The sequence below is a fragment of the Pantoea sp. USHLN256 genome, from assembly GCF_037149875.1.
Taxonomy (GTDB): domain Bacteria; phylum Pseudomonadota; class Gammaproteobacteria; order Enterobacterales; family Enterobacteriaceae; genus Pantoea; species Pantoea nemavictus.
The window spans coordinates 54,006-67,458 of sequence record NZ_JBBCQO010000016.1 but is presented as its reverse complement, the minus strand read 5'-3'; the positions used below and the strand labels follow the sequence as shown (position 1 = coordinate 67,458).

Annotated in this window: 16 protein-coding genes and 1 pseudogene; 14 read left to right on the top strand and 3 right to left on the bottom strand. The window is 52.1% G+C overall.

Going from position 1 to position 13,453, the window contains the following annotated elements; translation table 11 throughout:
• Positions 1 to 241 precede the first annotated feature (241 nt).
• A pseudogene (locus tag WFL93_RS22975) lies at positions 242 to 436 on the bottom strand (DUF6434 domain-containing protein); the annotation flags it as partial.
• Between the two features lie 1,354 nt (positions 437 to 1,790).
• On the opposite strand from WFL93_RS22975, the gene ycgZ reads away from it, so the two are divergent.
• The 3 genes from ycgZ (at position 1,791) to WFL93_RS22960 (ending at position 2,665) form a co-directional block, all read left to right on the top strand.
• The gene (gene ycgZ / locus WFL93_RS22970) at positions 1,791 to 2,033 is read left to right on the top strand and encodes a regulatory protein YcgZ (RefSeq protein ID WP_072093448.1); all 243 of its coding nucleotides are present in this window, start codon (positions 1,791 to 1,793) and stop codon (positions 2,031 to 2,033) included.
• Positions 2,034 to 2,067: 34 nt separating this feature from the next.
• Positions 2,068 to 2,352 carry a hypothetical protein gene (locus WFL93_RS22965; RefSeq protein WP_049852708.1) on the top strand — a complete coding sequence of 95 codons (285 nt, stop codon included), beginning with the start codon at positions 2,068 to 2,070 and terminating at the stop codon, positions 2,350 to 2,352.
• A 61-nt stretch (positions 2,353 to 2,413) separates the two neighbouring features.
• Positions 2,414 to 2,665, top strand: coding sequence for a biofilm/acid-resistance regulator YmgB/AriR (locus WFL93_RS22960; RefSeq protein WP_049852709.1), 252 nt, complete (start codon positions 2,414 to 2,416; stop codon positions 2,663 to 2,665).
• Between the two features lie 309 nt (positions 2,666 to 2,974).
• Here WFL93_RS22960 and WFL93_RS22955 read toward each other — a convergent pair whose 3' ends face one another.
• Positions 2,975 to 3,235, bottom strand: a complete 261-nt coding sequence (locus WFL93_RS22955) for a hypothetical protein (RefSeq protein ID WP_049852710.1) — start codon at positions 3,233 to 3,235, stop codon at positions 2,975 to 2,977.
• A gap of 512 nt (positions 3,236 to 3,747) precedes the next feature.
• Positions 3,748 to 4,413, bottom strand: coding sequence for an SOS response-associated peptidase family protein (locus tag WFL93_RS22950; RefSeq protein ID WP_049852785.1), 666 nt, complete (start codon positions 4,411 to 4,413; stop codon positions 3,748 to 3,750).
• 380 nt (positions 4,414 to 4,793) lie between these two features.
• Between WFL93_RS22950 and WFL93_RS22945 the strand changes: the two genes are divergently transcribed.
• The 11 genes from WFL93_RS22945 to WFL93_RS22895 are packed head-to-tail and all read left to right on the top strand — an operon-like array spanning position 4,794 to position 13,420.
• Positions 4,794 to 5,129 carry an integrative conjugative element protein, RAQPRD family gene (locus WFL93_RS22945; protein ID WP_007885649.1) on the top strand — a complete coding sequence of 112 codons (336 nt, stop codon included), beginning with the start codon at positions 4,794 to 4,796 and terminating at the stop codon, positions 5,127 to 5,129.
• A complete protein-coding gene (locus tag WFL93_RS22940; protein ID WP_007885647.1) occupies positions 5,129 to 5,371 on the top strand; it encodes a TIGR03758 family integrating conjugative element protein in 243 nt (80 codons plus the stop codon). Before WFL93_RS22945 ends, WFL93_RS22940 begins: the two co-directional genes overlap by 1 nt.
• Positions 5,372 to 5,402: 31 nt before the next feature.
• Positions 5,403 to 5,804, top strand: a complete 402-nt coding sequence (locus WFL93_RS22935; RefSeq protein WP_007885645.1) for a TIGR03745 family integrating conjugative element membrane protein — start codon at positions 5,403 to 5,405, stop codon at positions 5,802 to 5,804.
• Positions 5,805 to 5,817: 13 nt separating this feature from the next.
• Positions 5,818 to 6,183: a TIGR03750 family conjugal transfer protein gene (locus WFL93_RS22930; protein ID WP_049852786.1), complete on the top strand. Its 366-nt coding sequence runs from the start codon at positions 5,818 to 5,820 to the stop codon at positions 6,181 to 6,183.
• Positions 6,180 to 6,836, top strand: coding sequence for a PFL_4703 family integrating conjugative element protein (locus WFL93_RS22925; protein ID WP_336779107.1), 657 nt, complete (start codon positions 6,180 to 6,182; stop codon positions 6,834 to 6,836). Before WFL93_RS22930 ends, WFL93_RS22925 begins: the two co-directional genes overlap by 4 nt.
• Positions 6,836 to 7,756, top strand: coding sequence for a TIGR03749 family integrating conjugative element protein (locus WFL93_RS22920; RefSeq protein WP_049852788.1), 921 nt, complete (start codon positions 6,836 to 6,838; stop codon positions 7,754 to 7,756). Before WFL93_RS22925 ends, WFL93_RS22920 begins: the two co-directional genes overlap by 1 nt.
• A complete protein-coding gene (locus tag WFL93_RS22915) occupies positions 7,746 to 9,281 on the top strand; it encodes a TIGR03752 family integrating conjugative element protein (RefSeq protein WP_049852789.1) in 1,536 nt (511 codons plus the stop codon). The genes WFL93_RS22920 and WFL93_RS22915 overlap by 11 nt, the downstream gene beginning before the upstream one ends.
• 11 nt (positions 9,282 to 9,292) lie before the next feature.
• Entirely contained in the window at positions 9,293 to 9,709 is a 417-nt protein-coding gene (locus tag WFL93_RS22910) for a TIGR03751 family conjugal transfer lipoprotein (protein ID WP_336779106.1), read from the top strand.
• Positions 9,709 to 12,573 carry a conjugative transfer ATPase gene (locus tag WFL93_RS22905; protein WP_336779105.1) on the top strand — a complete coding sequence of 955 codons (2,865 nt, stop codon included), beginning with the start codon at positions 9,709 to 9,711 and terminating at the stop codon, positions 12,571 to 12,573. The genes WFL93_RS22910 and WFL93_RS22905 overlap by 1 nt, the downstream gene beginning before the upstream one ends.
• Positions 12,570 to 12,965 carry a hypothetical protein gene (locus WFL93_RS22900; protein WP_049852792.1) on the top strand — a complete coding sequence of 132 codons (396 nt, stop codon included), beginning with the start codon at positions 12,570 to 12,572 and terminating at the stop codon, positions 12,963 to 12,965. The genes WFL93_RS22905 and WFL93_RS22900 overlap by 4 nt, the downstream gene beginning before the upstream one ends.
• A gap of 53 nt (positions 12,966 to 13,018) precedes the next feature.
• Positions 13,019 to 13,420, top strand: coding sequence for a hypothetical protein (locus WFL93_RS22895; protein WP_049852793.1), 402 nt, complete (start codon positions 13,019 to 13,021; stop codon positions 13,418 to 13,420).
• Positions 13,421 to 13,453 lie beyond the last annotated feature (33 nt).

The following is a 13,453-nucleotide window of genomic DNA, read 5'->3' as shown; positions in this document are numbered from 1 at the left end:
TTGGGACAAAAGGGGTCTGCCGAATTCCTTTTAACATATGACTATGGCCACGAATCCAGACACCATCTGCAGCTGGCGTCCCCTGATGAAAAACCAGAGTTCACGGGCCTCCCTCCGGACACAGCCAATACGATGAACGCCATATTAGGCAGTTGCCGTCATCGTAAGACGTCCGGTAGTGGAACAAAGAGGACGGTACCAGTCCAATGTCCGCTATGAGCGAGGAGCGGACGTTCCTACCTTAAAGTGGATGCCTGCGCTTCCACTCATCAACGACATCTCCCAGATTTTTTGGTATGTCATTTCGTATCCAGGCCATAAATTCGCGATCAAACCGGAAATCTGGGCCGCACTCATGAAGCATGAAACGGCGAACGTTTAATGTATTTCTATAGTATTTATCAACGGTCATAGAACGTGTTAATGAAGAACTATGCTAGTCGATCTTCACTTGTTAACTCCTGTTTTGAAAAGCAATAGCAGGGTTCATATCTTACACGCTGACTTAAAATGCTCACTTCTGGTACTAATTAGACATTAATCATCACATTTCTTTTTAAGAAGAGATAGATATAAACTACATGATTTAGGGAAGAGGGTAATTTCATGTAAAAATCATGACATGTATGACAGTTTATGGTTTGCGAAATACAAAGCAGAACGTCAAAGGCAAAGCAGGTAGATATTAATCGAAAATTTGAGTTTGATCACGTCACCATGCATTATTAATAGAAAAATTTTTACACCGTAAGATTATCAAGAGATTTTAGTTTTCTCGCGCAGAGTGCTGTTAATAAACCCAACCTATAACAACTGTTTCGTTTTTGATATATTGTTAAATCTTTTTGAGGAAGAGCTATAATATTGTCGATAAAGTCTTAGTCGATTTAACAGCCTTAGTTTTATTGTAAGCTAAAAGCGAATTTCGTCTGCTCTTAACTCTGCTTCGAGCGTGGGAGATTACGTCCAGCCATTTCGGGTCGGCCATATTAGTGATGTATTGTTCTAAAGCGGTCAACATAGCTGACCATATTGTAAACTGATAATCTTTATCGTTTATAAGAGAATCCCGCATTGATTGTATAACATTATCTACTTGTGATTTTATTTCCAATAAAGATGTTCCTGCCTGATGCTTTGCGGCTAATCGCCTTATTTCTCTAACATGACTATTTATGTTGATTTCATTCATGGTTAGTAACTCTCTACGTGAATGCTAATATTTACCTCTTTACTCATAAAAATAATTGACGAAATGGTGGTGAGTTTATACTGGCAGCGCTTCTTTCTATCTAGATTAGACTGGTACTGAAAGAATGGGAAGTGAATACTGTAGAATTTTTTCTTCACAAGGCTGCTTTGAAATAAACGAAGCGGTTTCATTTATCTCGTTTTCATTATAACTGTTCGAATCATCGTGATCTTAAGAAATAAATGCATGCTTTATATCAATTCTCGTATAAATTGACCCGGCGGAACTCTCCGCACGTAACGAATGATGCTTTGCATCGCCTCTGGAAGCGTAAGGGATTTCCACTTCCAGGGGTAATTTTTTACCAGGCAGTGGGCCTCTTATCGACGCTCTGATCCTTCATTATGCTGTAAATCAAAGAGAAAAATGCAAAACACTAACTCAAGTAACCTCATGTAACCTCATGATTTATAGCACCTTAATTTATTAGGTATTAAATATTTCCTAAATGGAAGATGCAAAGCTGTACAAAGGCACTAACTCTGTATAAGTTTGTGTCACTTTTCCTGATTTAATTAACGACATTCGAGGTTAATTCATGCAGCAATCCGTTGGCATACCTAACTCAGTAAGTGACATTGCAGCCTACTTTAGCCGTGCATCTCTTCCTTCTCAGCAGGAAACGCTGGGTAGCATAGTGGTAGAAATTCTTCGTTCAGGACGCAATCTGAACCGAAAAGCGATCTGCACAAAACTTGTATCACGGCTTGAGCATGCATCCTCGCCTGAAGAAGCTCATCACTATCATCAACTGATAGCGCTCCTTTTTGCTCGGGGCTGAATTGCCTTATGGCCCAATCAGGGCAGAGAGTCTTATGAACAATAGCGATGAAGAACAACTTAGTGACATTCTCATCGGCGAGGCGGTATTTTCATTGCTTCGCGAAAAAGTCGGGATTTCCCGAAAGGCGATTCTGTTAAAGCTTAAGAATATGCTCGAGTCAGAACAGGATCCCGAGCGAGTCTGTACAATATTACGGGCTATTCAAAACGTAAAGTCTGAAAAGACGCAGAGTGAATCAAGCCGAATGGACGGTGGTAAAAGTGCAACAACGTTAACCATCGAAAGTTATGATCACGACAATACAACCCGACACTGATCACGGCTAATCCGTAAAGAACTGGAAATCAGTACGTAAACGAACCGCATAAGGGAAATGTATGCAGCAAAATATTACCGAATCAGATCTTCAGTCGTACCTGGAAAGTACAGGGGACCAGTTTACCTCAGAAAAAGAAGTGATTGGTATCATAGTTAAATCACTCATAGCTGAAAAAGGGCGCGTAACGAATAAGGCAATCATTTTGCGCCTTATTGAAGAACTGGAATGCACAACTGACATTGAGCAACTTGATGTGCTTCGTAACTGCCTTGAAATTGTGGTAGGACAAACGGCTGACGATGAGGGTTAAACCGTTCTTGAATCTGGTGGGAATTTGAAACCGGATAACTTCGCCAGTTGTTTGTCGGTGTGATAACGAACAAAACTGGTGTGAGATTTTAACTGTTAACCAATGTCACCAAAAGACTACTATCTGCAAAATTTGTTTATCCAAAATTTAACTAAAAATTTTTTTACACATAAATGCGTTTATATGGAGAGTGTCGTCCCTGACAGTTTCTCCGGCCGGTACCCGTTTTCACGTTACCGCTGAGGTTATTCGCTTCGTCGTTTCCCGGCCGGAGCCGGATTACTTCCTAAGGCATCATTTCTTTAATAGTTAATTCAGATCTCGGTTCAGGCCTATAAGGGTCTGCAGGTACGGTACCTGCTTCTCGGCGACCTCGTCTGAATGGAAACTCTTCAGCCATTCTCTGGCATTAAAGATATCCTTCAACCTGACGCTATCAGTCTCCGATTTTGCCATGTAGCCAAGTTGAGTGAACAATGAGCCAATACTAATCTCTTTTTCACCCAACGCCAGGCTAAATGCCGCTTCGCCAATAATGGCATGGCCTTTCTCGTTGTTTTGAAATAACACAGAATTTCCTCCATTAGTACGAATTTTAATAACCTCATGTATTACTATAGACTCTGAGCATTGGCTTGCACTTCATTTAATCCGAAAAGCAAATGGGCTTTCATATCGGATGTGCTTCCAGGAATTATCCGGATGTTCTCAGCAATGAATATTTAAAAAGAGTGAGAGATTATACACTTTTTACTGGGTAAAAGGCGGGCGAGCTATCAAGGCCTATTAATAGCGAAAAGTGGATATAAGAATTATCAAAACATGGCAGTTGTGCCACGTTAAAAATAACAATTTCTGGCCGGCCCCCGCATACGCCTTAATCTCGATACTGCGGCGGAACGGTTTGTTCCGGCACCTGTTTCTTTCGATTTACTTAAAAATGGCCTGATGATTTTGACGCACCTTCATGGTTATGCACTCAAAACAACTGTCTGCAGTTCAGCAAACAAATTTTTTAAATGTCCGCTTCTGGCACGAAGCGGACGCGGTTGAAAGGTTCGCTATGAGTGAAAACTGCTGAGCTATATCTTTTCAATCAGCTCTTCGCCCTGATGACGTGGCATATTCACCTTCGTCGATACGGGGTGCCATTTGAATGTGCTTTCCGGTAAGGCTGCATCATGCGCGATTTCTTCTGCGCGTTCGGGTGTGGTATCACCACTTAGCCACTCCCTCACTGCTGACGCCTTCAGCACCAGCGGCCTGCGGTCATGAATGTCCACCATGCCCTTGTTACTGGCTGAGGTGACGATCAGAAAACCTTCATGCCCGTGCGGATCGTTATAGGGCGCTTTGCCGATGGCGGCAAAAAACAGCGGCTCATGCGTTTTGTGATAGATGAAATAGGGCTGTTTCCTTTCTTCTTTCTTCAACCACTCAAACCATCCATCGGCAAACACCACGGCGCGGCCGTGGTTCCATAGCGGTTTAAACATACGGCTCGATGCGGCGGTTTCTCCCCGCGCATTGATGAGCGGCTGCTTGTCCCACCATTCGGGTCCGTAACCCCAGTACACCGGATCTATTTTCAGTTCCTCGTCGCGCTCGCTCAGCAATAGCACGTTGGTTCCGGGCGCTACGTTATAACGGCCGATGGGTTCTGGATCGTGCACGTAATTGCTGTCGGCTACGCCAAGGGCGTCAAGGTAAACGTCCCGGCTCTGATACTGCGCAAACCTTCCGCACATAATTTTTCCCCTCCCTTTCTGCACGATATCTGTTAAGGCGCGCTGTGCCTGATTTTACTCATCATTCAATATTAGTCGGCGAAACCGCAGATTAAATTCTGCGTTCGGGGAATTAATTTAATGTCTTACGCTTGTTTCCCCATATCAGAGCTGGACGGAGGCACCTGAAACTTGTTTTCAGATGACGGCCGTCAGCAGGCAAGGCGCATAGCGCCGCGTCAGAGTACCTATTTAGTTACAACAAACACTAAGATCTGAATCAACTTCCTCCGGCATTCGCGCTGCTTTCTAAATTTTTATTTTCCCAAAAAGAGTTAACGGCTGAACCCGGCAGCCAGATTTCGCATGCTTACCACACTCAACAACCACTGGAGGTGCATATGAAATCTCTTCGTCCGGCAACACAACTTCTGTTATGCGGCGGTGTGCTGGGCCTGACCTTTCTCGCGTCCTTTCCGGCGTCTGCATCTGAGAAAGACGAGCTGGCATCCGCTCAGCGAATGATCGTCCAGGTTCAGGCTTCGCTGGAAAGGGCGCGGGTTGCCGCAGCACAGGCTGATCCGTCGGAGCGTGGCCGCTACTTCTTCGACTACCAGCGGGCAAACGGCGATTTGAAGACCATCAGCGCCGGTATTGACCGCTATCTGGAACCCACGCGTGCCCAGCCCCGCGATTTGTCTGGCGTGGCAGGAAATTATCGCCGGGAGCGTCCCTGATGGCGATGACCGCTGCACAGGAAGCTGCCTTTAAGGCGGGTTCCGGAAATGTGGAACCCAATCTGCTGCACCTGCTCTGTCTCGGGCTGCTGATCGGCTTCCTCTTCTTCTGGGCAGCATGGGCAATCGTGGATGTCTACTCAGGCTGGACAAATCAGCGTCTGAAGGAGGCCGCGATGGGCAGAGCCGTAGTCCGCTCAGTCTTATTGTTAGTCGTAAGTATCTGGATGTTTTGCAGTTAACCCTAAACCAACTCTTATTGAAGGTGAAATCATGTCTAAATTCGTATCTGCAGTAACACGCGTGGCCGCTCAAGCTCAGACTAAAGCTAAATCAGCCTGGGCCCGTATCCTGACGGCTGGCCTGCTGAGTGCTCTGGCTGCTAAGCCAGCTCTAGCCGATCTGCCTACGGTTGAAGGTCCTTCGTCCAGCGGAACGGGGACCGGCCTGATGGGAACACTCAGCGGGCATTTACAGGATGGTCTGGTTCTCGGCGGCCTGGTCGTGTGTGGGTTTGCATTCTTCAAAGTCGCAGAAGCCAGCCTGGTAACGTTTGGTGAAGTCCGCAACGATCGCGCCACCTGGACAAAGTTCGGCTCCATCGTTGTTGTTGGTGTGGTCATGCTGGTAGCGGTTATCTGGCTTCTGGGTAAATCAGCAGAAATCATCGCATAAGGAAAACATTCCGATGGCGACCATCAGATTTTTACCGGATCGCCTGAACGCTGAGCCCGTTGTATTCCGGGGGTTTAACACCCCCGAGTTAGGGCTGGCGGCGCTGATTGGCGCTGTATCCGGTTTCGTGCTTTCGCTGCCCTTCGCGTTACTTTTTGGCTGGCTTGCCATCCCTACCGGGACTCTGCTTTTCCCTCTTGTATTGATTGCGTTCGGCGGCAAATGGCTTGCCAGCAAAAAACGCGGAAAACCGGAGACATTCCTCTGGCAGCAGTTTGATTTAAAAAAGCGCCGCATGGGGCTGGGCGATCCCAGATTAATCATTGACTCGCAGGACTGGTCCCTGCGACGCAGCAAAACCCTCAGGAGTACCAGATGAGTCGTTTTCGCCACGCGGTTAAGGGCCGCGATCAGCATATTTTCACCCTGCGGGCGGCCTGTGTCGTATTGCTGCTGTTACTGGTAACCGCTATGGGGGGCTGGATGCGGGCACCTGAAAAGCTGACCATCCACAACCCCCCTGATTTGCGTAAGGGCAGCACGCGCCCGTGGTGGGAAATCCCGCCTCCGACCGTGTACGGCTTTACATATTACATTTTCCAGCAACTGAACGCCTGGCCCAAAAACGGCAAAGTGGACTATCCCGCACGCATTCAGTCGCTTTCAGCTTACCTGACGCCACAGTGCAAGGCGTTTCTTGAGGAGGATTCAAAGGTTCGCGGTGAAAAAAACGAGTTAACCGACCGTGTGCGCGTCGTTTACGAAATTCCCGGACGTGATTATTCAGGTGACAGCGTGAAAGTCATCGATCGCGACAACTGGGTGGTGAAACTCGATCTTGTTGCCGACGAATACTACCTTACCGAGCCGGTTAAACGCGCGATGGTGCGCTACCCGCTGAAAGTCGTGCGCTGGGACGGCGACTCTGAATCTAATCCATTTGGCATGGCGCTGGACTGCTATGAAGGCATCCCGCAGCGTCTCTCCGCCGCGCCTGAACAGCCGAAACCAGAAAGAAAGGGGATGTTCTGATGTTGAATCCATCTTTTACCTCAGGATCGCGTGCATGCCTTGTGGCGCTGTCGCTGTCACTGCTGCCGGTGGCAGCGATGCTTTCCGCGCCGGCGCATGCGGACGAGCTGATGAAATGGGAGCGCGTGCCGCTGCAGATCCCCCTCAAAACGGGTCAGGAACGCGTGATTTTCGTTGATAAAAACGTGCGCGTGGGTTTTCCGCCGGCACTAAATGGAAAATTGCGCGTACAGAGCACCGGCGGCGCGGTCTATCTCAAAGCCGACAGTGATTTTCCTCAGACTCGCCTGCAGCTGCAGGACATGGAAAGCGGTGAGGTTATTCTGCTGGACGTCCGTACGACGGCCACCGCGTCAGCCGAACCGGTTAAAATCGTTTACAGCGGTGACGTCAGCACCCTCAGCAGTGCAGCCGCCGGCACCGGAGAGAAAGCCGCCAGCGACAGCAACAGTACGCAGGCGAAGCGTAAAAAAGTGAGCTATAAGGCTCCTGTTCCGGTATTGCTGACGCGCTATGCAGCTCAGAATCTGTATGCACCGGTGCGCACCGTTGAAGCCGTGCCGGGCATTCATCCCGTTAATCCACACCTGCCATCACGCATTACGACGTTATATCCCTCGGCTCCTGTGACCGTGTCACCGGTAGCGGGCTGGGGCGTGGCCGGTCGCACCGTCATTGCACTGAGGATCCGCAACAGCTCGTCACAGAAGGTCGTGCTCGATCCGCGTGAACTGCAGGGCCAGTTTGTCACGGCCACCTTCCAGCACCGCTGGGTGGGTGCCGCCGGCACACCCGAAGATACCACCACGCTGTACCTGGTTACCGCCGGCCGCCCTGATGACGCTTTTGTGCGTGAGCCCTCCGTCGCGCACAAGGCTGCTACCCGCCCTGCCCAGAAGGTGATCCGCTATGAAAATTAAGTCAAACGGACTGGTTAAAGTGCTGGTTCCGGCCATTCTGGTCGGCGGCGGATTCATTGCGGTGAAAAGTTATAACAGCAAGCCGCAGGAGCCCGCCACGCAGGCTGCTCATGCACAGACAGACGACGCGCTGAAAAACCTGTCTCCGCAGGAGCTCAAGGCGCTCGGTATCGAGGGCGACACGCCGCAGGATACGCTGAAAACCATCGTGGGCTCGCTAAACGCCGTTCGTCAGCAGCAGGATTCTCTTAACAAGCAGAATGCCAGACTGCTGGATGAAAATGAAAAGTTACGTGAGCGCAATACCAACGTTTCCGGCCAGGTTAATGAAGCGGTTCAGGGCGTGGAGAAAAGCTATCACGAGCGTGAAAGCCAGATGCGCCAGCAGCAGAACGTCCTGACGTCAAAAATCAACGAGCTGACGAATAAACTGCAGAATGCCGGTAAGGGTATTGCAGACAAGGCAAAAGGCACTGACAGCGATATCCCGCTGGGTCTGGGTCTCGACAGCATGGGTGCCGCCGGTGGTAATGCCCCGGCCTCCGGCAGCGATGGCCTGATTTGGGTCATGCCGCAGGACAGCCCCTCGACGTCCCCGGCGCAGAAAAATGGCGCGTCGGACAGCAGCGCCGGCGGTTCACAGTTCCCGACGTCGTTTCTCAGTGAAGACGCGCTGACGAAGCAAAAAGGCAGCTATGAACAGCAGGTAAAGGGCTCAACCGCTGAAAAAGGCGCGGAAGAGGAGGCCGAACCGGTGTATACGCTGCCGGAGAACTCCACGCTGATTGGCAGCCGCGCCATGACGGCACTGCTCGGCCGCGTGCCGATCAACGGCACCGTAACAGACCCCTATCCCTTTAAGGTACTCATTGGTAAGGACAACCTGACGGCCAACGGCATCGAGCTGCCGGACGTCGAGGGTGCGATCGTCTCCGGCACCGCCTCAGGCGACTGGACCCTGTCCTGCGTGCGTGGTCAGGTCAATAGCGTCACCTTTGTGTTCACTGACGGCACCGTACGGACTCTGCCGAAGCCGGACCGCAGCGGCAAAGGCGGCAATAACAGCAACCAGAGCGGCGGTAAAGAGACCGGCACCAGTGGCGGCATCGGCTGGATTTCTGATGAAAACGGGATCCCCTGCATCTCCGGCACGCGCAAGTCTAATGCCTCAAGCTATCTGCCAACGATCGGACTGCTGGGTGCAGCCGGCGCGGCGGGCGACGCTATCGGCCAGAACCAGACTACAAGCCAGACCAACGCCTACGGCGGCGTGACCTCCACGCTTACCGGCGACGCCGGACAGGCCGTTCTGGGCAAGGCGATTTCAGGCAGTTCTGACGAAATTACCGAGTGGGTCAAACAGCGTTACGGACAGACTTTTGACGCTATCTACGTACAGCCGGGTGCAAAACTTGCCGTACACATCACCCGCGAGCTGGCGATCGACTACGAAGATAAGGGCCGCCGTGTGCGTTACGACTTCACTCTGCCGGGCGAAGACGGCAGCACTGGCGGACTGGACTGAGGAGAATGACCATGAGTATTACTGCAAAATTCGGGGTTTTCATGATTATTGCAGCCAGCACGCTTGCCGGCTGCTCAACAAACAAAGATGAAATGCTGCCGCCGGGCAACAGCAACATGCTGGAGCTGTGGAAAGGCACCGACGGTGAATCAGGCGTTTCGCGCGGCAGTGAAGCCCGCAGCACGCTGCGCCGTGGCCTTTCTGACAGTGAGCAACAGGCCGCACTGAGCGACGATCGCAGCTACAGCCGCACGCAGGAATCCGAAATCAGCCAGCAGTTCCCGCGACTGCCTAATCCTGACATGGTCATGTACGTGTTCCCTCATCTCGCACAGGGCAACACCCCCGTACCCGGTTACAGCACCGTTTTCCCCTTCTATAACCAGACGCAGTACGCCATGCCTGGCGAACGTACGGAGGCGCTGTAATGTTCGGACTCTTTAAAGGGAAATCTCCTGAAAAAAACCGCCACTTATCTGACGTTTCTGAGCAGGCCGGCCCGGAGCCCATTGTCCGTCCCGGTAAAATGTCACAGGCCGATGAAAAACGCGTTTACTCGCATAATCCGTCCATCGTTGATTATCTGCCGTGGGCAGAGTTTCTGGATGAGGAGCAGTGCCTGCTGCTTGATGATGGTATCTCAGTGGGTGCCGTCTACGAAGTGACGCCGGCGGCGACCGAAGGCCGACCTGACGAGCGACTGGAGCAGATCCGCGACGTAGTGGAAGATGCGCTGCAGGACAGCTTTGACGACCTGGCGAGCAATCCGTGGATCGTTCAGTTCTACTGTCAGGATGAAAATAACGTCGATGCCTACCTTGACCGCCTGCGCGGCTACGTCAGGCCGCACGCGCAGGGCAGCGAGTTTACCGAGGCGTGGCTTAAGGAAACCGAACAGCATATGCGCGGGATTGCGCGTCCTGAAGGTCTGTTTGAAGACAAGCTGATCACCGGCCAGCCATGGCGCGGGCAGCAGCGACGCACGCGCATGGTTATCTACCGCTGGGCGACAAAAAACAGCGTTGATTTGATGTCACCCATCGGCATGCTGAATCAGGCGTGTGAGCGCCTCTGCAGCGCCTTTTCCAGCGTCAACATCTACTGCACGCGCCAGAATGGCCTGCAGGTTCACGCCTGGCTGCTGCGGATGTTCAATCCTGCGCCCGAGGGCATGAATAAAGAAGCGTTTTACCGCGCAGCGGCCTATGAAGACAGCCGGGACACGCCTGCAGGCATGATACCCGTAGAGAATGATTTCGCCGAAACCCTGCTGTTCACGCCGCCACGTTCTGACGTTGAAAACGGCGTGTGGTGGCTGGATAACGTTGCCCATTCAGCCATTTCCGTGGAGCGCCTGCGTAAACCCCCTGAGCCCGGCACGCTCACCGGCGAAAAGAGCCGGGGTGAAAAGAAAATTAACGCGCTGATGGACACGTTCCCCGAAGGCACCATGCTGTGCATGACGGTTGTCGCAGAGCCGCAGGACACGCTGGAAGAGAAGTTTAACCGCCTGGCGAAAAACGCCATCGGCGAGAATACCGAGTCGGGTCGCGTCCGTCAGGACGTCGCGGCGGTCAAGGAGCTGCTGGGAAACCGCCACAAACTTTATCGCGCCGCCATCACCTTTGTGCTCCGGGCAAAAGACATGCCCGAAATGAACCGTAAGCGCGTCGAGCTCAGCACCGTACTCCTGAACGAAGGGCTGCAGCCGGTGCGCGCTGAAGATGAAACCGGCCCGCTTAACACCTGGCTGCGAGCGCTGCCTATGTGCTTTAACCCGCAGCACGACAAAAAAAACTGGTATACCCGCCTGACGTGGGTTCAGCACCTTGCCGGGCTGCTGCCCGTCACCGGCCGCGAAACCGGGACCGGCAACGCCGGATTCAGCTTTTTTAACCGTGGCGGCGACGTGCTTGATTTTGATCCCCTGAACAAGGATGACCGCTCTCAGAACGCGCACATGCTGCTGTTCGGACCGACCGGCGCAGGTAAATCCGCCACGCTCTGCTCGATGCTCTGTCAGCTGATGGCCGTGCACCGCCCGCGCCTGTTCATTGCGGAAGCCGGTAACAGTTTCGGGCTGACCGCTGACTACTTTGAAAGCCTGGGCCTTACGGTTAACAAGGTCAGCGTCAAACCCGGCAGCGGCGTATCGCTGCCCCCCTTCGCTGATGCGCATAAGCTGTTTGACGGCGACGCGCCCGCTCCGGCAATTGATGAGAGTGACCTGCCGGATATTGAAGACGATCCGGATGATGATGAAGAGAACGGTAAGCGCGACATTCTGGGCGAGATGGAAATTTCTGCCCGAATGATGATCACCGGCGGCGACCCGAAAGAAGACGCCGCGCTGAAGCGTGCCGACCGCGCCATGATCCGAGAAGCGCTGATTATGGCCGCGCGTAAAACCCTGGAGGAAGGCCGCCAGATGCTGCCGGGCGATCTGCAGAATGCGCTTAACGCCATTTCACTGGAGACTGAAAGCGGCAGCGGGCAGGTACGTAACGAAACCCGCCGGGCAAAAGCGGCTGAAATGGCCGAATCCCTGGGCATGTTTACGCAGCAGGGAAGCTTTGAGGCCGAACTCTTTAACCAGGAGGGTTCACTCTGGCCGGAGGCTGACGTTACGCTGATTGACCTGGCGCACCTCGCCCGTGAAGGGTACGAGGCGCAGATGGCGCTGACGATGGTGTCGCTGACCAACACCATCAACAACATTGCCGAACGTGACCAGTACCTTGAGCGCGACATTGTTTTTACCGTGGATGAGGCGCACGTTGTGACGGTTAACCCACTTCTCGCCCCCTATATGACCAAAGTGGTCAAGATGTGGCGTAAGCTTGGCGCATGGCTGTGGCTTGCCACACAGAACCTTGAGGATTACCCGAACGCAGCCGGCAAGATGCTGAATATGGCAGAGTGGTGGATCTGCCTGACGATGCCGAAAAAAGAGGTGGAGGATATTGCCCGCTTCCGGACGCTTTCAGAAGAGCAAAAAGCCGTGCTGCTTTCCGCCAGTAAGCTCTCACGGTGCTATACCGAAGGCGTGGTACTCTCGAAGAAAATTGAAGCGCTGTTCCGCGCTGTTCCGCCCAGCCTTTACCTCGCGCTCGGGATGACGGAGAAAGAAGAGAAAGCCGAACGTAAAGCGCTGATGCGTAAACATAACTGTTCTGAGCTGGATGCTGCTATTCTCGTAGCGAAAAAACTGGATCGTCTGCGTGGATTGATGACGGAAGATGCGGCCGGGATGCCCGAACACAATGATAAGAGAGAGATGCTGACCGCATGATTAAGCTCAAGTATGCGCAACCTCTGACCCAGCGCCCTGCGCCGGACGAAACGCCAACCCCTGCTATGTTCAGCCTGCATCCGCAGGGGGAGCCCGCGATGACGGCAACAACGGCAGAGCGACTGACCGCCATGGAGAACGCGCTGAGGTCAAGGCTGCAACCGCCGGTAACGATCACCTGTAACCCGCATCGTATCGGTAAGAGCAGCTGCGTGTCGGTTCATCTTGAGGACAGCAGGGGCAAGCGCGCGGACATTTTGCTGACGCAGGAAGGTCGCGCCGGACTCCCGCTGGATCACGAATTTGATTCACCGCGCTGGCATGTAAACGTGCCAGATGCCGCCGACATGATTTTTCTGACTCTGTGGATTAACGAGTTATTCAAAGATTAAGCAAAATACTATCTGTTCCCGGCTCTTTAAGCCGGTTTTAAAAAGGAGATCAAATGGCACTTTCTATATCGCTTGCTGCATTTAAAGTTAACGCCGGCGGGGAAAGCATCACCAGTTTTGAAACGCTGAATCCACCTGGAATGGCTGAGTCTTTCTGGAGTTTACCGGATGCAAATCTTTACCTGGTCTGTATGGCGAAGAAAAAAGGTGAACTTCGTGATGTTAAAGCCGGGATCGCGGTTTTAACGAGCCATACTCACCACGACAAAGAATTTCAGGACGCTGTCATGGGTTTAATCCGTACCAGCCCCGTTCTCAAGCCTATCAGCGAAAAATCAAATATGTCGCTTTTGCCAGCGCGGCTATCTGTTCAAGGCGAAATTCCAACAGAAGACGAGCTTAAAGGTGTTTTTTTCCAGCAGTATCTTAAGCACAGTAGCGCTGGTAGTGCCTAATTTAACTGAGCGGGGCATTCCCGCTTATTACCC